This window comes from Bacillus cereus group sp. Bce041 (genome assembly GCF_052646455.1).
Genome location: NZ_JBQXON010000001.1, coordinates 142,934 through 166,545, shown reverse-complemented (window position 1 = coordinate 166,545; position 23,612 = coordinate 142,934). Strand labels below are relative to the sequence as shown.

Genomic DNA, 23,612 nt, shown 5'->3' with positions numbered 1-23,612 from the left:
GGGAAATATGGCAGTTTTAGAAATAATAAAGCATCCAAATGAAGTGTTAGAAACACCATGCGAAAGAGTAATTAACTTTGATAAAAAGTTAGTGAAATTGTTGAAAGATATGCATGAAACAATGTTAATTGCGGACGGAGTCGGTTTAGCTGCGCCTCAAGTAGGTGTAAGCTTGCAAGTAGCGGTTGTTGATGTCGATGATGATACTGGGAAAATCGAGTTAATCAATCCATCAATATTAGAAAAACGTGGTGAACAAGTAGGTCCCGAAGGCTGTTTAAGCTTCCCGGGACTTTATGGTGAAGTAGAACGTGCCGATTATATTAAAGTAAGAGCGCAAAATCGCCGTGGGAAAGTATTCTTATTAGAAGCGGAAGGATTTTTAGCGCGTGCAATTCAACATGAAATTGATCATTTACACGGTGTTTTATTTACATCGAAAGTGACAAGATATTATGAAGAAAACGAACTAGAATAGGTGTTAAAAGGAGCGGTTTTTAAATGATAAAAGTAGTGTTTATGGGAACACCGGACTTTTCAGTGCCGGTGCTTCGTCGTCTTATTGAAGATGGCTATGAGGTAGTAGGTGTTGTGACGCAACCTGATCGTCCAGTAGGTAGAAAAAAAGTATTAACACCTACACCTGTTAAAGTTGAAGCGGAAAAACATGGTATCCCTGTGTTACAGCCGTTAAAAATTCGTGAAAAAGATGAATATGAAAAAGTATTGGCATTAGAGCCAGATTTAATTGTAACAGCTGCATTTGGGCAGATTGTACCAAATGAAATTTTAGAAGCACCAAAGTATGGGTGTATTAATGTTCACGCTTCTTTACTTCCTGAACTTCGTGGTGGTGCACCAATTCATTATGCAATTATGGAAGGTAAAGAAAAAACAGGTATTACAATTATGTATATGGTAGAAAAATTGGATGCTGGTGATATCTTAACGCAAGTGGAAGTTGAAATTGAAGAGCGTGAAACGACAGGCTCATTATTTGATAAATTAAGTGAAGCAGGAGCACACCTTCTATCTAAAACAGTGCCTTTATTAATTCAAGGTAAGTTAGAACCGATTAAACAAAACGAAGAAGAAGTAACGTTTGCGTACAATATAAAACGTGAGCAAGAGAAAATTGATTGGACAAAAACAGGTGAAGAAGTATACAATCACATTCGCGGATTGAATCCATGGCCAGTTGCTTATACAACTTTAGCAGGACAAGTTGTTAAAGTATGGTGGGGGGAAAAAGTGCCTATAACTGAACCGGCTGAAGCAGGTACGATTGTTGCAATCGAAGAAGATGGTTTTGTTGTAGCAACGAGTAATGAAACAGGTGTTAAAATTACTGAATTGCAACCTTCTGGTAAAAAGCGTATGAGTTGTTCACAATTTTTACGTGGAACAAAACCTGAAATTGGAACGAAGTTAGGAGAAAATGCATGAGACAAAATGTTCGTGAATTAGCTCTTGATGGTTTAATTCAAGTGGAAAAAAGTGGTGCATATAGCAACTTACTTTTAAATAATCTAATTGAAAAAAGTGCAATTGATAGAAAAGATATTGGTTTATTAACTGAAATTGTATATGGAACGATTCAACGTCGTGACACATTAGATTATTATTTACAGCCTTTTTTAAAAAAGAAGGTTGAGGCGTGGGTAAGAGTATTGCTTCGCTTATCTTTATATCAAATGATTTATTTAGACCGAGTGCCAGAAAGAGCGGCTATTCATGAAGCGGTTGAGATTGCAAAGCGTCGCGGGCATAAAGGAATTGCTGGTATGGTGAACGGTGTATTACGTTCGATTCAGAGAGAAGGTGTACCTTCTGTAGATGAAATCAAGGATCCAGTAGAACGTCTTGCAATTACAACAAGTCATCCAGTTTGGCTTGTCCAAGAGTGGACTTCAGAATACGGTTTAGAAACTGCAGAAAAAATGTGCGAAGTAAACATGTTACCCCCTGTACCAACAGCGCGTGTGAATGTTGATAAGGTGACTGTAGAAGAAGCGATTGAGTTGTTAGCAAGTGAAGGTATAGAAGCAAAACGTGGTGACTTATCAGATGATGCTATTCAGATTGAAAGAGGAAATGTAGCGCATACAGAAGCGTTTAAAAAAGGATTTCTTTCTATTCAAGATGAAAGTTCTATGCTTGTAGCACGCGCTTTAGAACCGAATACGGGAGATGCAGTTCTTGATAGTTGTGCTGCTCCAGGCGGAAAAACAACGCATATCGCGGAACGATTAAAGGGAACTGGTAAGGTCATGTCCCTTGATTTACATGCACACAAAGTACGTTTAATTAAACAGCAAGCAGAGCGACTTGGTCTAGAAAATGTCGAAACTAAAGCGCTAGATGCTAGAAAAGTGCAAGAGCACTTTGCAAATGAAACGTTTGATAAAATATTGGTAGATGCACCGTGTTCTGGATTTGGTGTAATTAGACGTAAACCTGATATTAAGTTAGGAAAAGATAAAGGCGATAGTGAAAGATTATCGACGATTCAAATTGCAATACTAGAAAAAATAGCACCATTATTAAAACAAGGCGGTCGTCTTGTTTATAGTACGTGCACAATTGAGAAAATAGAAAATGAACAAGTAATAGAGAAATTTTTACAAGAACATCCTGAATTTGAATGGGATACTACGCTTAAAGAGCGTATGCCAGAAAAATTAACTCCGTATATTGATGAAGGTCAAGTGCAAATTTTACCGCATTATTTTGCGACGGATGGCTTTTATATTGCTTGTTTAAGGAAGAAGGTGTAGCATCATGGAAACGACTGTAAGAAAACAAAAGAAAAATTTAGAAACGAAGAAACCATCAATTTACTCTTTACAACTTCATGAAATGCAAGATTGGTTAAAGGAACAAGGAGAACCGAAGTTCCGTGCTGGACAAATTTTTGATTGGTTATATAAAAAACGTGTAAAAAATTATGAGGATATGTCAAACCTTTCTAAAGGATTGCGTGATAAATTGTCGAATTCCTTTGATATTACTACTTTAAAAACGTTAGTAAAACAAACGTCTTCGGATGGAACAATTAAATTCTTATTCCAATTATATGACGGATATTCTATTGAAACGGTATTAATGCGACACGAATATGGAAATTCCATTTGTGTAACAACGCAAGTTGGTTGTCGTATTGGGTGTACGTTCTGTGCTTCGACACTTGGTGGATTAAAGCGAAACCTAGAAGCTGGAGAAATCGTAGCGCAAGTAGTAGAAGTTCAGCGTGCGCTTGATGAAACAGAAGAACGTGTAAGTTCTCTTGTTGTTATGGGGATTGGAGAACCATTTGATAACTATGATAATTTAATGGGATTCTTACGCATCATTAACCATGAAAAAGGACTTCATATTGGTGCGAGACATATGACTGTTTCGACGAGTGGAATTATCCCGAAAATTTATAAGTTTGCTGAAGAAGATCTACAAATTAATTTTGCGATTTCATTGCATGCTCCAAACTCAGAATTACGTTCAAAATTAATGCCGATTAACCGTGCTTATAAATTACCAGATTTAATGGAAGCTATTAAATACTATGTAAATAGAACGGGGCGTCGTATTACTTTTGAATATGGATTATTTGGAGGAGAAAATGACCAAGTAGAGCATGCTGAAGAGCTTGCTGCGCTCTTAAAAGGTGTAAAATGTCATGTGAACTTGATTCCGGTAAACTACGTACCTGAACGTGATTATGTACGTACGCCACGTGAACAAATTTTCTTGTTCGAGAAAACGTTAAAAGATCGTGGAGTGAATGTAACGATTCGCCGTGAACAAGGTCATGATATTGATGCAGCCTGCGGTCAGTTGCGTGCGAAGGAGCGCAAAGAAGAGACGAGGTGACGAGATGAAAGCCGTATTTCTATCGGATAAAGGAAAAGTTCGTCAACATAATGAAGATAGTGCAGGAGTTTTTCACAATTTAGATGGAAATGTATTAGCGGTAGTAGCAGATGGAATGGGAGGTCATCGAGCTGGTGATGTAGCTAGCTCGATGGCCATTCAATTATTCCATGATTATTGGAAGCAAACACATAATATGAATGAGCCGAAAAAAGTAGAACAATGGTTACATACTAGTGTTGGGATTATTAATGAGCGTATATATGAATATGCTCAGCAAAATGCAGAATGTAATGGTATGGGAACAACGCTTATAATAGCTGTTTGTACACCAAACTTTGTGACAATAGGGCATATAGGAGATAGTCGTTGCTATATGGTATCAGAAGGAGAAATGACGCTAGTAACGGAAGATCATTCACTTGTAAATGAGCTGGTGAAACATGGTGAAATTTCAAAGGAAGACGCAGAGTATCATCCGAAAAAGAATGTGTTATTAAGAGCATTAGGAACAGAAGAAAAAGTTGGGTTAGATGTTAAAACGTTGGTAATTGAGGAAGATGATCAATTACTTCTTTGCTCTGATGGGTTATCAAACAAAGTTTCTATTGATGATATGCGACAAATTTTACAGTTAAATGAACAGCTTGAAGGTAAAGGGCAGTGTCTCATTCAATTGGCAAATGATCGCGGTGGAGAAGATAATATCACACTTGTTCTTATTGATTATGCGGGTTCGACAAACGAAAGTAGGTGAAGTGCAACGTGCTGATTGGAAAACGCTTAAATGACCGTTATAAGCTGCTGAAAATGATTGGTGGTGGCGGAATGGCCAATGTATATTTAGCTCATGATGATATACTTGGCCGAGATGTAGCGGTAAAAATATTAAGACTCGACTACTCAAATAACGAAGAGTTTATTAAACGTTTCCATCGAGAAGCGCAGTCTGTTACAACGTTGTCGCATCCAAATATTGTGAATATGTATGATGTCGGAGAAGAAGATGGTATATACTATCTTGTCATGGAATATGTACCAGGGCAAACATTGAAGCAATACATAATTGAGCGAGGGATGTTACCTATAGGAGAAGCTCTTGATATTATGGAGCAGTTAACATCCGCTATGGCACACGCCCATCATTTTGAAATTGTGCATCGTGATATAAAGCCGCACAATATTTTAATTCGAGCTGATGGAATAATAAAAGTAACAGATTTTGGAATTGCGACAGCTACAAGTGCAACAACAATTACACATACAAATTCAGTGCTCGGTTCAGTCCATTATTTATCACCAGAACAGGCACGTGGCGGAATAGCAAATAAACAATCAGATATCTATTCTCTTGGGATAGTTATGTTTGAATTGTTAACAGGAAGACAACCGTTTTCTGGCGAATCTGCTGTTGCTATAGCTTTAAAACATTTACAAAGTGAAATCCCATCACCAAAAAGATGGAATGAAAATATTCCGCAAAGTGTTGAAAATATTATATTAAAAGCAACTGCAAAAGATCCGTTCCATCGATATCAATCTGCCAATGCGATGAAGCGAGATATTGAAACTGCGCTATATCCAGAGAGGATAAATGAGCAACCGTTTTACATACCAGAAGATATGGAAGCGACGAAAGCGATTCCGATTATTCAACAAGAACAATTATTTGAAAATGTAAGTGATGAAACGATTGTTTTAAAAGGGAGTAAGGTGGAAGAACCGATAAGAGCAGAAGCAGCTGAGTTAGATAAGAAGAAAAAACGGAGTAACAAGTGGCTTAAAGTTTTAATTTCAACATTTTTATTTTTAGCGATAGGAATAACATTAGCGCTTACGGTTATTCCAGGATTATTTATTCCGAAAGATGTGAAAGTTCCTGATGTGGCTGGTATGAAATACACGACAGCTGTAAATACATTAGTAGAAAAGGGCTTTGAGGTGACGGAGCCTAATATTGTATATACAGATGATGTTGAAGTTGGGGATGTAATAAAAACGGACCCTGTAGCAGGAAGAGTCGTAAAAGAAAACGCTAAAATTACTATCTATCAATCAGGTGGGAAAAAGAAAAGTAAGATGGCGAATTTCACAGGGCAAAACTTTGAGAGTGTAAAAGCTGAGTTAGAAGAAAAATATAAACAAGTTACAGTAAATTATATTGAAAATGATAAGCCGAAAGGTGAAATTGTAGAGCAAATTCCGACGCCTGATCAAATGGTTATAGAAGCGGAGCAAGAACTGAAAATCTGGGTAAGTAAAGGTCCTTATCAAATTAGACCAGGTGACTTTTCGGGGTGGACTGAAAATAGTGTAACTGGTTATTTGAATGAGAGAAAACTAACGTCAGATATAAAACGAGAGTATTCAGATACAGTCGAAAAAGGACTTGTAATTTCGCAATTTCCAAAACCAGGTACACCATTAAAAGAGGGAGATAAAGTAACTATTATTATCTCTGATGGTCAAAAGCCTAAAGTGACTAAAACGGTAAAATTGGACAATATCTCTATCCCATATGAGCCTGCTGTAACAGGTGAAAAAAAGCCGCAAACAATAGAAATTTATAAAGAAGACATGCAGCAAAAAATGGATAGACCGGTTGAAACGAGAACAATTACTGAATCAGCGACTATTTCTTTAGAATTTGTAATTCAAGAAGGTTCAAAGGGACACTATAAAATTGTACGAGATGGAGTAACGATTATTGATAAAGAAGTACCATATCCAACTCAATAATAGTGAAAGTCTACTTATTATTATTGCCTGTTATGCTGTCTACAAAGTGGACGGTATAGCAGGCAAAAATATATGATTCAAAAAGCTAGTAAAGTGATGCAGCTGTAAATATTTTTTTGCATTTAATGGGAAATTTAATGTATATTAGCAAAAGTATATATGGTAGGTTTTGAAATCGTTATTTAGAAAATTTAAATCCATTCATTTTTAAATTCAGCATCACCTTATACAAAAAAGGAGAATTCTATGCCAGAAGGAAAAATTATAAAAGCTTTAAGTGGGTTTTATTACGTGCAGCATGAAGAAGGGGTTACGCAATGTCGTGGACGAGGTGTATTTAGAAAAAATAAAATTACACCACTTGTAGGAGACCAAGTTGTTTTTCAGGCAGATAATCCAACTGAAGGTTATGTGCTTGAAGTGTTTGATCGAAAAAATGAACTTGTTAGACCTCCTATTGCTAATGTCGATCAAGCGATCCTTGTGTTCTCTGCAGTAGAACCAGATTTTAATCCTGGACTGTTAGATCGATTTTTAGTGCTGATTGAATATCATAACATTAAGCCAATTATTTGTATTAGCAAGATGGATTTAGTAGATGAAAAGATGAAAGCAACTGTTGAAGCTTATGCGAATGATTATCGTGAGATGGGTTATGATGTTTTATTTACTTCTATTAATACGTCAGAAAGTATTGATATATTAAAACCATACTTAGAAAATTGTGTTTCTGTCGTTGCGGGTCAATCTGGTGTGGGGAAATCTTCAATGCTTAATGTGCTACGTCCAGAATTAGAGCTGAAAACAAATGATATTTCCTCCCATTTAGGACGCGGGAAGCATACGACAAGACACGTAGAATTAATTGCAATTGGGAGTGGACTAGTAGCAGATACACCGGGTTTTAGTTCACTAGATTTCATTGATATAGAAGTAGAAGATCTTACATATTGTTTTCCAGAGTTGAAAGAAGCGAGCCAATACTGTAAATTTAGAGGGTGTACACATCTTTCTGAACCGAAATGTGCGGTGAAAGCTGCGGTTGAAGAAGGGAAGATTACAGAATATCGCTATAAGAACTATAAACAATTCGTAGAAGAAATTAGAGAGAGAAAGCCGAGGTATTAGTTATGATTAAAATTGCACCATCGATTTTATCAGCAGATTTTTCAAAATTAGGGGAAGAGATTAAAGATGTAGAAAAGGGCGGAGCGGATTACATTCACGTTGACGTAATGGATGGACATTTCGTACCAAATATTACGATTGGACCGTTAATTGTAGAAGCTATCCGTCCAATTACATCATTACCATTAGATGTACATTTAATGATTGAAAATCCTGATAACTATATCCCGACTTTCGCACAAGCGGGAGCGGATATTATTACTGTTCACGTAGAGGCGTGTCCACATCTACATCGTACAATTCAGTTAATTAAATCTCATGGTATTAAAGCGGGCGTTGTATTAAATCCACATACGCCAGTTTCAGTAATTGAGCATGTATTAGAAGATATAGATATGGTATTACTTATGACAGTAAACCCTGGATTTGGTGGACAGAAGTTTATCCATTCTGTATTACCGAAAATTAAACAAGTTGCAGACATGGTGAAAGAGCGCAATCTAGAAGTAGAAATTGAAGTTGATGGTGGTGTAAATGCTGAAACAGCAAGACTTTGTGTGGAAGCAGGAGCAAATGTACTTGTAGCTGGATCAGCAGTATACAATCAAAAAGACCGCGGTGAAGCAATTCGCGTAATTCGTGGGTAGTGATGAACTTTATCCTAGTAAGGTATTCATAGGATAGCGTAAAAATATGTAAAAAGGCAATCTACCGAATGGCAGATTGCCTTTTTACAATGGAAGGGGAAGAAAAAATGATTATTCATATTTTGGCAGGAGGACCTTCGGAATATTGTGCAGATTTTGCTCGATATGAGGATGAGGAAGTAGTGTGGGCAGCGGTTGATAGGGGAGTATACCGTCTATTAAAGAAAGGGATTACACCGGCTGTTGCGTTTGGAGATTACGATTCAGTTACCGAAGAAGAATTAGTATGGATGGGACAGCAAACGAACGAATTACATATTGTTCCGCGAGAAAAAGATCAAACGGATTTAGAAATTGCAATTAACTGGGCATTAGGACAGAAGCCGGCACTAATTCGTATTTTTGGTGCTACCGGTGGAAGGCTTGATCACGGTTTGGCAAATATACAGATGCTTTTAAAAGGGTTAGAAGTAGAGATAGAAATGTGTATTGTGGACAATAAAAATGAAATAACAGTTAAAAAAGTGGGTACACATATAATTGAAGAAAATAAAAATTTTCCTTATGTATCTTTTGTACCAGTTACTGAAATAGTGGAAGGGATTACATTGTTTGGTTTTAAGTACCCGCTTACTAATAAAACAATAGAGTGGGGATCAACACTTTGTATTAGTAACGAACTCGTTGAGGAAAAAGGTACTTTTTCATTTACTTCTGGCATATTAATGTTGATAAGAAGCACTGATTGAAGAAACAATTTTGCTCCTTACATCATATAGTGACCAAGTGGAGTAATGGGGATTAGGAGGGAAACCATGAGATTTTATACAATTAAGTTACCTAAATTTCTTGGTGGAATTGTTCGTGCAATGTTAAATACCTTCAAAAAAGATTAAAAAAAGCACCTATCACCGGTGCTTTTTCCATTGTTATAGTAAAAAAAGAGCCTATCGGCTCTTTTTTTTATTATTAAACACGTTCGATTTTGCCAGATTTTAATGCTCTAGCAGAAACGTAAACACGTTGAACTTTTCCGTCGATGCGTACGCGAACTTTTTGAAGGTTAGCGCCCCACTTACGTTTTGTAGCGTTCATTGCGTGAGAACGAGAGTTACCAGAACGAGCTTTTCTTCCAGTAATAGCACAAACACGAGCCATTTATATTTCCCTCCCTTGATACCTTACCATACGTAATTTTTCAATGTTAGTCTTTTATGCGATGCTAAAAACACTACTATAATTTAACACAACTAAAAAGAGAATGCAACACCGTAGAAAAAAGAAATCAAGAAAATTTACTTGACACTATATATCAATGAAGAAAAGTTGAAATCCATAAAAATTGCTTGACATATTATAGTGGTACATGTTGTATAATAACAATGGACTATTTTGCTCATCATAAAAAAGTGTAATTTAAAACATAAAATATGAGAGTGAAAAGAAAGAACGATGGAATTTTCTTTAAAAAGATTATATGATAGTAACTAAAGTAGTCTAGCTCACTTTCACCATTTATGAAGGGGGAAACGAGATGTCAATTGAAATTAAAACGAAGTACGGTCAAATTGATATTAGTACAGATGTAATTGCAACAATTGCTGGAGGTGCCGCGGTAGATTGCTACGGTATCGTAGGTATGGCATCAAAAAATCAGTTAAAAGATGGATTAACAGACATTTTACGAAAAGAAAACTTCACTAGAGGTGTTATTGTTCGTAAAGATGAAGATGAAGTACATATTGATATGTATATTATTGTGAGCTATGGTACGAAAATTTCAGAAGTGGCACATAATGTGCAGACGAAAGTGAAATATACATTAGATCAAACTGTAGGACTAGCAGTAGATTCTGTAAACATCTACGTACAAGGAGTTAAAGTAATAAACTTGTAATGTGCATTAAGGAGGAAAATCTGTGTCAATTCAAAAAATTGATGGAAAACGTTTATCACAAATGATCATGCAAGGAGCGAATAATTTAACAAATAATGTTCAGCTTGTTGATGCATTAAACGTATTTCCAGTTCCAGATGGCGATACCGGTACAAACATGAACTTATCTATGACTTCAGGTGCGCGTGAAGTGAAAGCAAATCCTTCACAGCATGCTGGTAAAGTCGGCGTAAGTTTAGCCAAAGGATTATTAATGGGAGCTCGTGGTAACTCTGGAGTTATTTTATCTCAGTTGTTCCGTGGTTTCTCTAAATCCATTGAACAAAAAGAAGAATTAACAACAGTTGATTTTGCTGCAGCACTAGAAGCTGGAGTAGAGGCGGCTTATAAAGCGGTTATGAAACCGATTGAAGGAACGATTTTAACGGTTGCAAGAGAAACGGGTAAATATGCAGTAACAGTTGCGAAAAAACAGCGCGACTTTGTTTTGTTTATGGAAGACGTTGTGAAAGAAGCAAACGCATCGTTAAATCGTACGCCAGATTTATTACCTGTATTAAAACAAGTTGGCGTTGTAGATAGCGGTGGTAAAGGTCTTGTCGTGGTATACGAAGGGTTTTTAGCTGACTTAAAAGGAGAAACGATTTCTTCTGATGCACCGACGCAACCATCTATGAATGAAATGGTACGCGCAGAACATCACCGTAGTGTACAAAGCCAATTGAGTACAGAAGATATTAAGTATGGATATTGTACAGAGTTCATGGTGAAATTAGAGGCTGAAAAGGTGAAAGAGCATAATTTCTCTGAACAAAAATTCCGTGAAGATATTAGTGTATATGGTGATTCTCTACTAGTTGTGTCTGATGATGAAATTGTAAAAGTTCATATCCATGCAGAACATCCTGGAGACGCTATGAACTACGGGCAAAAATACGGTAGTTTAATTAAGATTAAAGTAGAAAATATGCGTGAACAGCATACTGCTTTGTTAGATGAACCTACTATGGTTCCTGAGCAACCAGCTCAATCGAAAGAAAAACAACCATATGGTATCGTAACTGTAGCTATGGGATCTGGTATTAAAACTTTATTTGAGAGCATCGGCGCAACGAAAGTTATCGAAGGTGGTCAAACGATGAATCCAAGTACGGAGGATATCGTGAAGGCAATTGAAGAAGCAAATGCTGAAAAAATCATTATTTTACCGAATAACGGAAATATTGTAATGGCAGCAGAACAAGCGGCATCAGTTGTAGATCAAGAAGTTATTGTTGTTCGTTCGAAAACAGTTCCTCAAGGTATGGCAGCAATGTTAGCATTTAACCCAGTTGGAACGTTAGAAGAGAATGAAGAAAACATGCAAGAAGCTTTATCTCATGTGAAAACAGGTCAAATTACGTATGCTGTACGTGATACGGAAATTGATGGTGTAGCAATTCAAAAAGATGATTTCATGTGTATTGCAGATGGGAAAATTGTATCTACAAATGCTGAAAAAGTAGGAGCTGCGAAGCAATTACTAGAAGCGCTTATTGATGAAGATTCTGAAATCGTAACGATTCTACAAGGGGAAGATGCAACTGATGAAGAAGTAGCGGAGTTAGTTGAATTTGTAGAAGAGAAATTTGAAGATGCAGAAGTAGAAGTACATGCTGGAAACCAACCAGTGTATTCTTTCATCTTCTCTGTAGAATAAGATAAGATTCGTTTTGAAAATAAATGGATTACTTACTTGCTAATGGATAAGAAGTAGTAATATGAAGTTTATTACTAGTTTTTATTCAAAAGGCTAGCATATTGAAGAGAGAAAAGAGCCTTGCTGCTAATAGTGAGGCTCTTTTTTACTTGTTTTATATAAGGGATTTGAGTAGTTTCTCTTAGAATGCCTATGATAGAATATATAAGGTGAAAGAGAGCGATTACAGATGCTAATTGGTACTCAAATAAAATGCAATAAAGAAAATAATGTGACGGGGTGTGAGAATCTTGAATGATGTTGTACAAGTTCCTGTTACGGATGTAAAGGGGATCGGAGGAGAAACATCTGAGTTACTACATGAGATGGGTATTTATACAGTTTCTCATCTATTAGAACATTTTCCGTACCGTTATGAAGATTATGCGATGAAAGATCTTGCTGAAGTAAAGCATGATGAACGTGTAACGGTTGAAGGGAAGGTTCATAGTGCTCCTTTGCTGCAATATTATGGTAAGAAGAAATCGCGTTTAACAGTTCGTGTTCTCGTCGGTCGTTATTTAATTACGGCGGTATGTTTTAATAGGCCTTACTATAAGCAAAAATTAAAGTTAGATGAAACGATAACGATTACTGGTAAATGGGATCAACATCGTCAAACAATTGCTGTATCAGAACTTCATTTTGGACCGGTTGTACGTCAACAAGAAGTGGAACCTGTTTATTCAGTAAAGGGGAAACTTACAGTAAAACAGATGCGTCGTTTTATTGCTCAAGCGTTAAAGGAATATGGAGATTCTATAGTCGAAGTGTTACCGGATGGTTTGTTAGGGCGATATAAATTATTACCAAGATATGAAGCGCTCAGGGCATTGCATTTTCCGGTAGGACAGGAAGATTTGAAGCAAGCGCGTCGCCGTTTTGTATATGAAGAATTTTTCTTATTTCAGCTGAAAATGCAAACGCTCCGGAAAATGGAGAGGGAAAATTCAAAAGGGACGAAGAAAGAGATTCCGTCAGCAGAATTACAAGAATTTATCGATGCACTGCCTTTTCCATTAACGGGTGCGCAGCGCCGAGTTGTAGATGAAATTTTGAAAGATATGACATCTCCTTATCGGATGAACCGACTATTGCAAGGTGACGTTGGTTCTGGGAAAACAGTTGTTGCTGCGATTGGCCTTTATGCATCGAAATTAGCTCATTATCAAGGTGCTTTAATGGTTCCTACAGAAATTTTAGCTGAGCAACATTATCAGTCGCTTGCTGAAACGTTTTCGCATTTTGGTATGAAGGTGGAACTGTTAACAAGTTCTGTTAAAGGGGCGAGACGTCGAGAAATTTTAGCGAAGTTAGAACAAGGAGAAATAGATATTCTTGTTGGAACGCATGCCTTAATTCAAGATGAAGTTATATTTCATAGGTTGGGTCTCGTTATTACAGATGAACAGCATCGATTTGGTGTAGCGCAGCGCCGAGTTTTACGGGAGAAAGGTGAAAGTCCAGATGTATTATTTATGACAGCGACACCAATTCCGCGTACGCTTGCAATTACTGCATTTGGAGAGATGGATGTTTCGATAATCGATGAGATGCCAGCAGGTAGAAAGGTGATTGAAACATACTGGGCAAAACATGATATGTTAGATCGCGTTCTCGGTTTCGTTGAAAAGGAGATAAAAAAAGGAAGACAGGCATACGTTATTTGTCCTCTAATTGAAGAATCTGAGAAACTTGATGTGCAAAATGCTATCGACTTACATAGTATGCTGACGCATCATTACCAAGGGAAATGCCAAGTTGGATTGATGCATGGGAGATTATCGTCTCAGGAAAAAGAAGAGATAATGGGACAGTTTAGTGAAAATAAAGTACAAATTCTTGTATCGACAACAGTTGTTGAAGTAGGTGTGAACGTACCGAATGCGACTGTAATGGTTATTTATGATGCAGAACGTTTCGGTTTATCGCAGCTTCATCAGCTTAGAGGGCGTGTCGGCCGTGGTAGTGAACAATCATATTGTTTATTAATAGCAGACCCTAAATCAGAAACAGGGAAAGAAAGAATGCGCATAATGACTGAAACAAATGATGGATTTGTATTGTCAGAAAAAGATTTAGAATTACGAGGTCCTGGAGATTTCTTTGGGAGTAAGCAAAGTGGCTTACCAGAATTTAAGGTTGCTGACATGGTACATGATTATCGAGCGTTAGAAACAGCAAGGCAAGATGCGGCGATACTAGTAGATTCAGAAGCGTTTTGGCACAATGATCAGTATGCTGCCTTGCGTACGTATCTTGATGGGACAGGTGTGTTCCAAGGAGAGAAGCTCGATTAAAGGGAGTCAACAAAAGTTTTTGTTGCATTCTACTTTTAATGATTATATACTACTGTTAGTACCTAGTCATAAAAATGGATGGTGCGGTATGAAAAAAAGAAGAAGTAAAAAAGAAAGACAAGAGTTATTACAACAAACAATCGAATCAAATCCTTTTATTACGGATGAAGATTTAGCGGAAAAATTTCAAGTGAGTATACAAACGGTACGACTTGATCGTATGGAATTGTCTATTCCTGAATTAAGAGAGAGAATTAAACATGTAGCTACAAAGCAACATGAAGAAGATGTGAAATCTTTACCGTTAGAAGAGGTTGTTGGAGAAATTATTGATATTGAATTAGATAGACATGCAATCTCTATCTTTGAAGTAAAGATAGAACATGTATTTAAAAGAAATCAAATCGCTCGTGGGCATCATCTGTTTGCGCAAGCAAACTCACTAGCTGTTGCGGTTATTGATGAAGAATTAGCTTTAACTGCAAAGTCTACCATTCGATACATTCGCCCTGTAAAATTAGGAGAGCGTGTTGTTGCAAAAGCGCGCGTTGAAGATGTAGAGAATGATAAAGGACGGACGGTTGTCAAAGTGCGTAGCTTCGTTGGAGAAGAACTTGTTTTTACAGGCACTTTTGAAATGTATCGATCTAGTAATTATAGTGAGGAAGGTAACAACTTATGAAAATCGCAATAGATGCAATGGGCGGAGATTACGCTCCAAAGGCTGTAGTATTAGGGGCAATGAAAGCTATTAAGGAATATTCTGATTTACATATTACGTTAGTAGGGAAAGAAGAGGAAATTCGTCAATACTTAACGAGTGATGAACGAATTACTATTCTTCATACAGACGAAAAAATAGAATCAACGGAGGAACCAGTAAGGGCGGTTCGTCGAAAAAAACAAGCTTCAATGGTGCTTGCGGCACAACAAGTAAAGGATGGAGAAGCAGACGCTTGTATATCCGCAGGTAGTACAGGAGCTTTAATGGCAGCTGGATTATTTGTAGTCGGTCGTATGGAAGGAATTGAGCGACCAGCTTTATCGCCTACAATGCCAACTGTAGATGGAAAAGGTTTTGTTATGTTAGATGTTGGAGCAAATGTTGATGCAAAACCAATTCATTTATATCAATATGCAGTAATGGGATCTGTTTATGCTGAGAAGGTAAGAGGAATTGAAAATCCTCGCGTTGGACTATTAAACGTTGGAACAGAGGATGGAAAAGGAAACGAGCTTTCAAAGCAAGTATTTGCAATGCTTAAAGATGCGCCAATTAATTTCGTGGGGAACGTTGAATCAAGAGATTTATTGCAAGGTGTAGCAGATGTTGTTGTATGTGATGGTTTTACAGGGAATGTAGCGTTGAAATCATTAGAGGGAACAGCACTTGCGCTATTCTCTATGTTGAAAGAACAGTTAATGAGTTCATTTACGAGCAAATTAGCAGCGGCGGTATTAAAGCCAAAACTTATGGTATTAAAAGATAAAATGGATTATTCGGAGTATGGAGGAGCTGCATTATTTGGATTGAAAGCACCTGTCATTAAGGCTCACGGTTCTTCTAATGACCAGTCGATATTTAGTGCGATTCGTCAAACGAGAGAAATGGTAGCGAAAGAAGTAATTCCTACGATTTCAAGCGTAATGGAGAAAGAGTCACTCCAATAAGAGGAGGATTTGAAATGGGAAAAATAGCATTTCTTTTTCCGGGCCAAGGTTCACAGGCAGTTGGAATGGGTAAACAATTAGCAGAGAATAATAAAGAGGTTGCAAAAGTGTTTGCAAAAGCAGATGAGGTGTTGGAAGATTCACTTTCAGAAGTGATTTTTGAAGGACCGCAGGAAAAGCTTACATTAACAACAAATGCGCAGCCTGCATTATTAACAACGAGTTTTGCTATTTTGACAGCTTTGAAAGAGTATGACATTACACCTGACTTTGTCGCTGGTCATAGTTTAGGTGAATATAGTGCTCTTGTAGCAGCTGGTGCATTAACTTTTGAAGATGCTGTATATGCTGTAAGGAAACGTGGCGAATATATGGAAGAAGCTGTTCCGGGCGGGGAAGGCGCAATGGCAGCTATATTAGGTGCTGACCCACATATGCTGAAACAAGTTACAGAAGAAGTAACAAGTGAAGGATATGCAGTGCAAATCGCTAATATGAATAGTACGAAGCAAATTGTGATTTCTGGAACGAAGCAAGGCGTAGAGGTTGCTTCTCAAAGAGCGAAAGAAAATGGTGCAAAGAGAGCGATTCCACTAAAAGTAAGTGGGCCATTCCATTCTTCACTTATGAAGCCGGCAGCTGAGAAGTTCCAAAGTGTTTTAAATGAAATTACAATTCATGACACGAATATTCCTGTTATTGCAAATGTTACGGCGGAAGTTATTACACGTGGTGCAGACATTCAAGAAAAGTTAATCGAACAGCTTTATTCGCCTGTATTATGGTACCCGTCTATTGAATATATGGTGAACCAGGGAGTAGATACATTTATTGAAATTGGACCTGGAAAAGTACTTGCTGGACTTATGAAGTCAATTGATTCATCAGTAAAAGCATATGCGATATACGATGAAGAGACATTAAAAGATACCATTTCAAATTTGAGAGGAGAAAACTGATGTTAAAAGGGAAGGTAGCATTAGTAACTGGCGCTTCACGTGGAATTGGTCGCGCGATTGCGATTGATTTAGCGAAACAAGGGGCAAATGTAGTAGTAAATTATGCTGGTAATGAACAAAAAGCAAATGAAGTAGTAGATGAAATTAAAAAATTAGGTTCTGATGCAATTGCGGTAAGAGCAGATGTTGCAAATGCTGATGATGTTACAAATATGGTGAAACAAACAGTAGATACATTTGGACAAGTTGATATTCTTGTAAATAATGCTGGTGTAACGAAAGATAATTTATTAATGCGTATGAAAGAAGAAGAATGGGATACAGTTATTAATACAAACTTAAAAGGTGTATTCTTATGTACAAAAGCAGTATCTCGTTATATGATGCGTCAACGTCACGGTAGAATTATAAACATCGCTTCGGTTGTTGGTGTTATAGGAAACCCAGGACAAGCTAACTATGTTGCTGCTAAAGCGGGTGTTATTGGATTAACAAAAACATCTGCAAAAGAGTTAGCAAGTCGAAATATTACAGTGAATGCAATTGCGCCGGGCTTTATTGCGACTGATATGACGGATGTACTAGATGAGAATATTAAAGCCGAAATGTTAAAAGTTATTCCAGCTGCTCAATTTGGTGAAGCGAAAGATATCGCGAATGCTGTAACGTTTTTTGCTTCTGATCAAAGCAAATATGTTACAGGTCAAACGTTAAATGTTGATGGCGGTATGGTAATGTAATAAAAGAATCGATTTCACCTAGTTTTTTTGGTCAATATTTAATATAATATTTGAGGGGAGGTGAATGGAATGGCAGATGTTTTAGAGCGCGTAACAAAAATCATCGTTGATCGTTTAGGAGTAGAAGAGACTGAGGTAGTACCAGCTGCAAGCTTCAAGGAAGATTTAGGAGCAGACTCCCTAGATGTAGTAGAACTTGTAATGCAATTAGAAGATGAATTCGAAATGGAAATTTCTGATGAAGATGCTGAAAAGATTGCTACTGTTGGCGATGCTGTGACTTACATAGAGAGTCATCTATAATGCTTAAGTGAAGTCCCGTTTTTTAGCGGGGCTTTCTGGCTTATATCTGGAGGGACCTATGCCGTACCGAAAATATAGAGAAAAAAAATACGAAACAAAATATCGTGAAGCATTTAAAGTGTTTCAAGAAAAGATAGGTATTACGTTTACAGATGAAAAATTATTGATTCAAGCATTTACGCATTCATCGTATGTGAATGAGCATCGAAAAAAACCGCATGAAGATAATGAGCGTCTTGAATTTCTTGGAGATGCAGTATTGGAACTGACTGTATCGCAGTATCTGTTTCAAAAATATCCGACAATGAGCGAAGGAGAGTTAACAAAACTACGTGCAGCTATTGTATGTGAGCCATCTCTTGTTCGTTTTGCGAACGAATTGTCATTTGGTAGCCTTGTTTTATTAGGAAAAGGTGAAGAAATGACAGGTGGACGTGAACGACCAGCTTTATTAGCGGATGTCTTTGAAGCGTTTATTGGTGCCCTTTATCTTGATCAAGGGCTAGAAACAGTTTGGGAATTCTTAAAAGAAATTGTATATCCGAAAATTAATGAGGGTGCTTTTTCTCATGTGATGGATTATAAGAGTCAGTTGCAAGAATTGATTCAGCGTGATGGCAGTGGCAATGTTGAGTATCAAATTTTGCAAGAAAAAGGACCAGCTCACAATCGAGAATTTGTGTCACGTGTTACGTTAAATAACGTAGCTTTAGGTCTTGGTAGTGGTAAGTCGAAAAAAGAAGCAGAGCAACAAGCTGCTGCAGAAGCATTGAAAAAATTAAAAGAACAACTATAAGGAATCCCCCTTTGAATGAGGGGGATTCCTTGTGCATAGAATGAAACTTTCTTTTTGTTTATAATGAAAAAGAAGGTAAATCCGTATAATACTTGTTTTTGTATAGAGAACATTTATAACGACGGAGAATAGGAGGAAGGCCTTTCGTGTTTTTAAAAAGATTAGAAATAGCAGGGTTTAAGTCTTTTGCTGAGCGTGTATCTGTTGATTTTGTCCCAGGTGTAACTTCTGTAGTAGGACCTAATGGAAGCGGGAAAAGTAATATTACTGATGCAATTCGCTGGGTACTTGGTGAACAATCTGCAAAATCATTACGTGGTGCAAAGATGGAGGATATTATTTTTGCAGGCAGTGATACGAGGAGAGCGGTTAATGTTGCTGAAGTAACAATAACTTTAAATAATGAAGATCAACGTTTACCAATTGAATACAATGAGGTGTGTGTAACACGTCGTGTATCTCGTTCAGGTGATAGTGATTTTTATATTAATAAACAATCATGTAGATTGAAAGATATTATCGATTTATTTATGGACTCTGGTATGGGAAGAGAAGCTTTTTCAATTATTAGCCAGGGGAAAGTGGAAGAGATTTTAAGTAGTAAGTCAGAAGAGCGTCGAGGTGTATTTGAAGAAGCGGCAGGCGTACTAAAATACAAACTTCGCAAAAAGAAAGCTGAAGGGAAATTAGCAGAAACACAAGAAAACTTAAATCGTGTACAAGATATAATTCATGAATTAAGTAGTCAAGTAGAACCTTTAGAAAGACAAGCTTCTATTGCGAAAGATTATCTTGAGAATAAAGAAGAATTAGAGAAAGTAGAAGCTGCGCTTATTGTCCATGAAATTGAAGAATTGCACGAGAAATGGGAAGCGCTTCGAAATCAGTTTGGGCATAATAAAAACGAAGAAGCTAAAATGTCAACGAATTTACAAAAAAGTGAAGAAGAGCTTGAGGAATTACGAGGACAATTACAAGCGGTAGATGAGTCTGTAGACTCGTTGCAAGAAGTACTTCTTCTTTCTAGTAAAGAGCTAGAAAAACTTGAAGGGCAGCGCGAGTTGTTAAAAGAGAGAAAGCAAAATGCTACGACGCATTGTGCGCAACTTGAGCAGTTAATTGTTGAATTAACAGAGAAAACTAAAAGTTACGATGGTGAGATTGAGTCAAGTACAGAAGCTTTAATGCAATTTGTGAATGAAGTAAAAGAGTTGGAGCAAAAATTGCATGATAATGAGCAACTGCTTGCTACTTTTGCTGACAATTTAGAGGAACAGATTGAGAATTTAAAAGGTGACTATATTGAGCTTTTAAATCAACAAGCTAGTCATCGTAATGAATTATCTATGATTGAAGAACAATCTAAACAGCAAACGTCTAAAAACGAGCGTCTAGATGAAGAGAATGCGAAATATGTAGAAATGCGTATGGAAATTACAGCGAAAAAGACGAAACTTGTAGAAAGTTACGAACAAGCGAAAGAAAAAGTAGCTGGCATTCTCTCAAACATACAGAAGACAGAGGCGGCGCTTGGGAAATGTAAGACGCAGTATAGTGAAAATGAAACAAAACTGTATCAAGCATATCAATTTGTGCAACAGGCACGTTCTCGAAAAGAAATGCTTGAAGAGATGCAAGAAGATTATTCTGGATTCTATCAAGGTGTACGTGAAGTATTGAAAGCTAGAGAAAATAGGTTGCAAGGTATCGAGGGTGCTGTTGCGGAACTGTTAACGGTACCGAAAGAATACGAAGTTGCAATGGAAATTGCTCTAGGTGCAGCGATGCAGCATATTGTTGTACAAACAGAGGAGCATGCTCGTAATGCGATAGCATTTTTAAAGCAAAATAAACATGGACGTGCAACGTTTTTACCGCAAGCTGTTATTAAAAGCAGGTCTTTATCATTTGAGCAATTACGCATTGCAAATCAACACCCATCGTTTGTAGGTGTGGCGGCAGAACTTGTGCAGTACAACAATAAATATGAAAATGTAGTTTCAAATTTATTAGGTACGGTTATTGTTGCGAAAGATTTACGCGGAGCAAATGAGTTGGCGAAACAACTGCAATACCGTTATCGCATTGTAACAATCGAAGGTGATGTAGTGAATCCTGGCGGTTCTATGACTGGTGGGGCGGTAAAGCAAGCGAAATCTTCTTTATTAGGACGCCAACGTGAACTGGAAGAGTGGACTCGCAAGTTAACTGATATGGAAGAAAAAACAATGAAGTTAGAAAACTTTGTTAAAGCAGTAAAACAAGAGATTCAAGAAAAAGAAGTGAAAATACGCGAACTAAGGCAAACTGTAGAAGTAGATCGTGTAGATGAGCAGAAATTAAGAGAAGAGATTAATCGTCTAGAATTAGAAGAACATCGTATTAATGATCGATTGTCTATTTATGATTTAGAGATTGAAGGGTTTTTACAAGATCGAGTAAAAATGCAAGGGCGTAAAGAGGAGTTAGAAGGGATTTTAACGAATCTTCAAGCTGATATCACTAAGTTAGATAGTAAAATTGTAGCTTTAACAAAACAAAAAAGTGAGCAACATTCTTCGAAAGAAAAAGTTCAAAAAGAAATGACGGAGTTAAAAGTGCTGGTAGCTGAAAAGCAACAACGCTTATTTAATCAAAAAGAAAAAGTTGAACGATTGACGAAGGAAAAAGAAGAAACGGATGCGACACTTGTAAAAACGAAAGAGGATTTAGCGTTCTTAAAACAAGAAATGACATCTAATTCAAGTGGTGAAGAGCAAATTACGAATATGATTGAGAAGAAAGCATATGATCGTAATCAAACTTCAGAATTAATTCGCTCTCGTCGTGAACAACGTGTATCGTTGCAAGAGAGGGTAGAACATTTAGAGCGCAATTTGAAAGAAACGACAGGTAAACATAAATATATTCTTGAAATGTTGAAAGATCAAGAAGTGAGAATAAATCGACTTGATGTAGAGTTGGAAAATAGATTACAACATTTACGTGAAACATATACGATTTCATTTGAAGCGGCAAAACTAAAATATACAATGACAATGCCTGTAGAAGATGCGCGTAAGAAAGTAAAATTAATCAAATTATCTATAGAAGAGTTAGGTACAGTGAACCTAGGGGCAATTGATGAATATGAACGTGTAGCGGAGCGTCATACATTCTTACTAGAGCAGAGAGACGACCTAGAAGAAGCGAAAGCGACATTGCACCAGCTTATTACCGAAATGGATGAAGAAATGAAAAAACGCTTTTCTACTACGTTTGAAGGCATTAGAATGGAGTTTCAATCGGTATTCTCTGAATTATTTGGAGGCGGTAGAGCGGATTTAGTAATGACTAATCCAGAGGATTTACTAAATACGGGTATTGATATTGTAGCACAACCGCCAGGGAAGAAACTGCAGAACTTAGGTTTACTTTCAGGTGGAGAGCGTGCTTTAACAGCAATTGCGCTTTTATTTGGTATTTTAAAAGTACGCCCAGTACCATTCTGTGTACTAGATGAGGTAGAGGCAGCCCTTGATGAGGCGAATGTAGCTCGTTTTGCACAGTATTTAAAGAGATTCAGTAATGAGACGCAGTTTATTGTAATTACACATAGAAAAGGTACAATGGAAGAGTCTGATGTGTTGTACGGTGTAACAATGCAAGAATCAGGGGTATCTAAACTTGTTTCGGTTCGTTTAGACGCCGGAGAAGAACTTATTGCAAGTGAATAGGAAGGATGGGAAAGTATGAGTTTTTTTAAAAAACTAAAAGAAAAAATTTCAAAACAAACGGATACAGTTACAGAGAAATTTAAACAAGGATTAGAAAAAACGAGAAATTCATTTGCGGATAAAGTGAATGATTTAGTTTATCGTTACCGTAAAGTGGACGAAGATTTTTTCGAAGAGTTAGAAGAGATCTTAATCGGTGCAGACGTTGGCGTTGCGACGGTAATGGAATTAATTGACCAATTGAAAGAAGAAGTACAACGTCGTAACATTCAAGATCCAAAAGAAGTACAAGCTGTTATTTCAGAAAAACTAGTAGGAATTTACAAAGGCGACAGCGATTTTAGTAACGAAATTAATATGCAAGAGGACCAATTAACGGTTGTTTTATTTGTTGGTGTTAATGGTGTAGGAAAAACGACGACAATTGGTAAACTGGCGCATAAGTTTAAATCAGAAGGTAAGTCAGTCCTATTAGCGGCAGGAGACACATTCCGTGCTGGAGCGATTGAACAATTAGAAGTATGGGGCGATCGCGTTGGTGTAGAAGTGATTAAACAAGGATCTGGATCTGATCCAGCGGCGGTTATGTATGACGCTGTACAAGCTGCGAAAGCACGTAAGGTAGATGTATTACTATGTGACACAGCAGGACGCTTGCAAAATAAAGTAAATTTAATGAAAGAATTAGAGAAGGTGAAGCGTGTAATTGAGCGTGAAGTACCAGGTGCTCCTCATGAAGTATTACTTGTTATTGATGCAACAACAGGACAAAACGGTTTAAGCCAAGCGAAAACATTCCGTGAAGCAACGAATGTAACTGGTATTGTTTTAACGAAGTTAGATGGAACTGCTAAAGGTGGTATTGTATTAGCGATTCGTAACGAAATGGATGTACCAGTGAAGTTTGTTGGATTAGGAGAGCAAATGGATGACTTGCAACAGTTTGATCCAGAACAATATGTGTATGGTTTATTTGCGAACTTAGTAGAAACAGAAGAAGTATAAGTGAAAGGAGCGGTATTTCCGCTTCTTTTTCTATAAAAAATATATGATGTTAAGAAAAAAACTTGACACTCTTTTGGACTACATGTAAACTAATTCATGTAAA

General features: G+C 37.1%; 22 protein-coding genes. 21 read left to right on the top strand and 1 reads right to left on the bottom strand.

Going from position 1 to position 23,612, the window contains the following annotated elements; genetic code table 11:
• The first annotated feature begins 7 nt into the window (after positions 1-7).
• The 10 genes from def to spoVM all read left to right on the top strand — a co-directional run bounded on the left by def (position 8) and on the right by spoVM (position 9,280).
• The gene (gene def, locus ACUN13_RS00770; protein WP_000279455.1) at positions 8-478 is read left to right on the top strand and encodes a peptide deformylase; all 471 of its coding nucleotides are present in this window, start codon (positions 8-10) and stop codon (positions 476-478) included.
• Positions 479-501: 23 nt separating this feature from the next.
• A complete protein-coding gene (gene fmt, locus ACUN13_RS00765) occupies positions 502-1,446 on the top strand; it encodes a methionyl-tRNA formyltransferase (protein WP_000598804.1) in 945 nt (314 codons plus the stop codon).
• Positions 1,443-2,777 (top strand): 16S rRNA (cytosine(967)-C(5))-methyltransferase RsmB, encoded by a 1,335-nt coding sequence (rsmB, locus tag ACUN13_RS00760; protein ID WP_001249666.1) that lies wholly within the window; start codon positions 1,443-1,445, stop codon positions 2,775-2,777. The genes fmt and rsmB overlap by 4 nt, the downstream gene beginning before the upstream one ends.
• Before the next feature lie 4 nt (positions 2,778-2,781).
• Entirely contained in the window at positions 2,782-3,870 is a 1,089-nt protein-coding gene (rlmN, locus tag ACUN13_RS00755; protein ID WP_000450540.1) for a 23S rRNA (adenine(2503)-C(2))-methyltransferase RlmN, read from the top strand.
• Positions 3,871-3,874: 4 nt separating this feature from the next.
• Positions 3,875-4,627, top strand: a complete 753-nt coding sequence (locus ACUN13_RS00750) for a Stp1/IreP family PP2C-type Ser/Thr phosphatase (RefSeq protein ID WP_000648701.1) — start codon at positions 3,875-3,877, stop codon at positions 4,625-4,627.
• Between the two features lie 8 nt (positions 4,628-4,635).
• Positions 4,636-6,609: a Stk1 family PASTA domain-containing Ser/Thr kinase gene (gene pknB, locus ACUN13_RS00745; RefSeq protein WP_000904747.1), complete on the top strand. Its 1,974-nt coding sequence runs from the start codon at positions 4,636-4,638 to the stop codon at positions 6,607-6,609.
• A 246-nt stretch (positions 6,610-6,855) separates the two neighbouring features.
• Positions 6,856-7,737 carry a ribosome small subunit-dependent GTPase A gene (gene rsgA, locus ACUN13_RS00740; RefSeq protein ID WP_001113932.1) on the top strand — a complete coding sequence of 294 codons (882 nt, stop codon included), beginning with the start codon at positions 6,856-6,858 and terminating at the stop codon, positions 7,735-7,737.
• Between the two features lie 2 nt (positions 7,738-7,739).
• The gene (gene rpe / locus ACUN13_RS00735) at positions 7,740-8,384 is read left to right on the top strand and encodes a ribulose-phosphate 3-epimerase (protein WP_000589974.1); all 645 of its coding nucleotides are present in this window, start codon (positions 7,740-7,742) and stop codon (positions 8,382-8,384) included.
• A 68-nt stretch (positions 8,385-8,452) separates the two neighbouring features.
• Positions 8,453-9,133 carry a thiamine diphosphokinase gene (locus ACUN13_RS00730; protein WP_002026234.1) on the top strand — a complete coding sequence of 227 codons (681 nt, stop codon included), beginning with the start codon at positions 8,453-8,455 and terminating at the stop codon, positions 9,131-9,133.
• Between the two features lie 66 nt (positions 9,134-9,199).
• Positions 9,200-9,280 (top strand): stage V sporulation protein SpoVM, encoded by an 81-nt coding sequence (gene spoVM / locus ACUN13_RS00725; protein ID WP_001213599.1) that lies wholly within the window; start codon positions 9,200-9,202, stop codon positions 9,278-9,280.
• Between the two features lie 73 nt (positions 9,281-9,353).
• Here the strand turns inward: spoVM and rpmB are convergent, their stop codons facing one another.
• Positions 9,354-9,542 (bottom strand): 50S ribosomal protein L28, encoded by a 189-nt coding sequence (rpmB, locus tag ACUN13_RS00720; protein WP_000124776.1) that lies wholly within the window; start codon positions 9,540-9,542, stop codon positions 9,354-9,356.
• Between the two features lie 376 nt (positions 9,543-9,918).
• Here rpmB and ACUN13_RS00715 point away from each other — a divergent pair, with 376 nt between their 5' ends.
• The 11 genes from ACUN13_RS00715 (at position 9,919) to ftsY (ending at position 23,509) form a co-directional block, all read left to right on the top strand.
• The gene (locus ACUN13_RS00715; RefSeq protein WP_000021109.1) at positions 9,919-10,281 is read left to right on the top strand and encodes an Asp23/Gls24 family envelope stress response protein; all 363 of its coding nucleotides are present in this window, start codon (positions 9,919-9,921) and stop codon (positions 10,279-10,281) included.
• A 22-nt stretch (positions 10,282-10,303) separates the two neighbouring features.
• Positions 10,304-11,980 (top strand): DAK2 domain-containing protein, encoded by a 1,677-nt coding sequence (locus tag ACUN13_RS00710; protein WP_000027129.1) that lies wholly within the window; start codon positions 10,304-10,306, stop codon positions 11,978-11,980.
• Positions 11,981-12,270: 290 nt separating this feature from the next.
• Positions 12,271-14,319 carry an ATP-dependent DNA helicase RecG gene (recG, locus tag ACUN13_RS00705; protein ID WP_001000816.1) on the top strand — a complete coding sequence of 683 codons (2,049 nt, stop codon included), beginning with the start codon at positions 12,271-12,273 and terminating at the stop codon, positions 14,317-14,319.
• Positions 14,320-14,407: 88 nt separating this feature from the next.
• A complete protein-coding gene (gene fapR, locus ACUN13_RS00700) occupies positions 14,408-15,001 on the top strand; it encodes a transcription factor FapR (RefSeq protein WP_000747348.1) in 594 nt (197 codons plus the stop codon).
• On the top strand, positions 14,998-15,990 hold the full coding sequence (gene plsX / locus ACUN13_RS00695; protein ID WP_000684115.1) for a phosphate acyltransferase PlsX: 993 nt from the start codon (positions 14,998-15,000) through the stop codon (positions 15,988-15,990). Before fapR ends, plsX begins: the two co-directional genes overlap by 4 nt.
• A 14-nt stretch (positions 15,991-16,004) precedes the next feature.
• The gene (fabD, locus tag ACUN13_RS00690; RefSeq protein ID WP_000515899.1) at positions 16,005-16,949 is read left to right on the top strand and encodes an ACP S-malonyltransferase; all 945 of its coding nucleotides are present in this window, start codon (positions 16,005-16,007) and stop codon (positions 16,947-16,949) included.
• Complete coding sequence (fabG, locus tag ACUN13_RS00685) at positions 16,949-17,689, top strand: 3-oxoacyl-[acyl-carrier-protein] reductase (protein ID WP_000911773.1); 741 nt, start codon at positions 16,949-16,951, stop codon at positions 17,687-17,689. The genes fabD and fabG overlap by 1 nt, the downstream gene beginning before the upstream one ends.
• A gap of 69 nt (positions 17,690-17,758) precedes the next feature.
• Complete coding sequence (gene acpP / locus ACUN13_RS00680; protein ID WP_000786062.1) at positions 17,759-17,992, top strand: acyl carrier protein; 234 nt, start codon at positions 17,759-17,761, stop codon at positions 17,990-17,992.
• Between the two features lie 58 nt (positions 17,993-18,050).
• A complete protein-coding gene (rncS, locus tag ACUN13_RS00675; RefSeq protein ID WP_001146875.1) occupies positions 18,051-18,788 on the top strand; it encodes a ribonuclease III in 738 nt (245 codons plus the stop codon).
• A 146-nt stretch (positions 18,789-18,934) separates the two neighbouring features.
• Complete coding sequence (smc, locus tag ACUN13_RS00670; RefSeq protein ID WP_445423637.1) at positions 18,935-22,504, top strand: chromosome segregation protein SMC; 3,570 nt, start codon at positions 18,935-18,937, stop codon at positions 22,502-22,504.
• A gap of 15 nt (positions 22,505-22,519) precedes the next feature.
• Positions 22,520-23,509, top strand: a complete 990-nt coding sequence (gene ftsY / locus ACUN13_RS00665; protein ID WP_000007655.1) for a signal recognition particle-docking protein FtsY — start codon at positions 22,520-22,522, stop codon at positions 23,507-23,509.
• Positions 23,510-23,612 lie beyond the last annotated feature (103 nt).

Bases quoted from the DNA above. Each gene is read 5' to 3' on its own strand.
- def (WP_000279455.1), top strand. From the start codon at position 8: ATGGCAGTTTTAGAAATAATAAAGCATCCAAATGAAGTGTTAGAAACA.
- fmt (WP_000598804.1), top strand. From the start codon at position 502: ATGATAAAAGTAGTGTTTATGGGAACACCGGACTTTTCAGTGCCGGTG.
- rsmB (WP_001249666.1), top strand. From the start codon at position 1,443: ATGAGACAAAATGTTCGTGAATTAGCTCTTGATGGTTTAATTCAAGTG.
- rlmN (WP_000450540.1), top strand. From the start codon at position 2,782: ATGGAAACGACTGTAAGAAAACAAAAGAAAAATTTAGAAACGAAGAAA.
- ACUN13_RS00750 (WP_000648701.1), top strand. From the start codon at position 3,875: ATGAAAGCCGTATTTCTATCGGATAAAGGAAAAGTTCGTCAACATAAT.
- rsgA (WP_001113932.1), top strand. From the start codon at position 6,856: ATGCCAGAAGGAAAAATTATAAAAGCTTTAAGTGGGTTTTATTACGTG.
- rpe (WP_000589974.1), top strand. From the start codon at position 7,740: ATGATTAAAATTGCACCATCGATTTTATCAGCAGATTTTTCAAAATTA.
- ACUN13_RS00730 (WP_002026234.1), top strand. From the start codon at position 8,453: ATGGCAGATTGCCTTTTTACAATGGAAGGGGAAGAAAAAATGATTATT.
- spoVM (WP_001213599.1), top strand. From the start codon at position 9,200: ATGAGATTTTATACAATTAAGTTACCTAAATTTCTTGGTGGAATTGTT.
- rpmB (WP_000124776.1), bottom strand. From the start codon at position 9,542: ATGGCTCGTGTTTGTGCTATTACTGGAAGAAAAGCTCGTTCTGGTAAC.
- ACUN13_RS00715 (WP_000021109.1), top strand. From the start codon at position 9,919: ATGTCAATTGAAATTAAAACGAAGTACGGTCAAATTGATATTAGTACA.
- fapR (WP_000747348.1), top strand. From the start codon at position 14,408: ATGAAAAAAAGAAGAAGTAAAAAAGAAAGACAAGAGTTATTACAACAA.
- plsX (WP_000684115.1), top strand. From the start codon at position 14,998: ATGAAAATCGCAATAGATGCAATGGGCGGAGATTACGCTCCAAAGGCT.
- fabD (WP_000515899.1), top strand. From the start codon at position 16,005: ATGGGAAAAATAGCATTTCTTTTTCCGGGCCAAGGTTCACAGGCAGTT.
- fabG (WP_000911773.1), top strand. From the start codon at position 16,949: ATGTTAAAAGGGAAGGTAGCATTAGTAACTGGCGCTTCACGTGGAATT.
- acpP (WP_000786062.1), top strand. From the start codon at position 17,759: ATGGCAGATGTTTTAGAGCGCGTAACAAAAATCATCGTTGATCGTTTA.
- rncS (WP_001146875.1), top strand. From the start codon at position 18,051: ATGCCGTACCGAAAATATAGAGAAAAAAAATACGAAACAAAATATCGT.
- ftsY (WP_000007655.1), top strand. From the start codon at position 22,520: ATGAGTTTTTTTAAAAAACTAAAAGAAAAAATTTCAAAACAAACGGAT.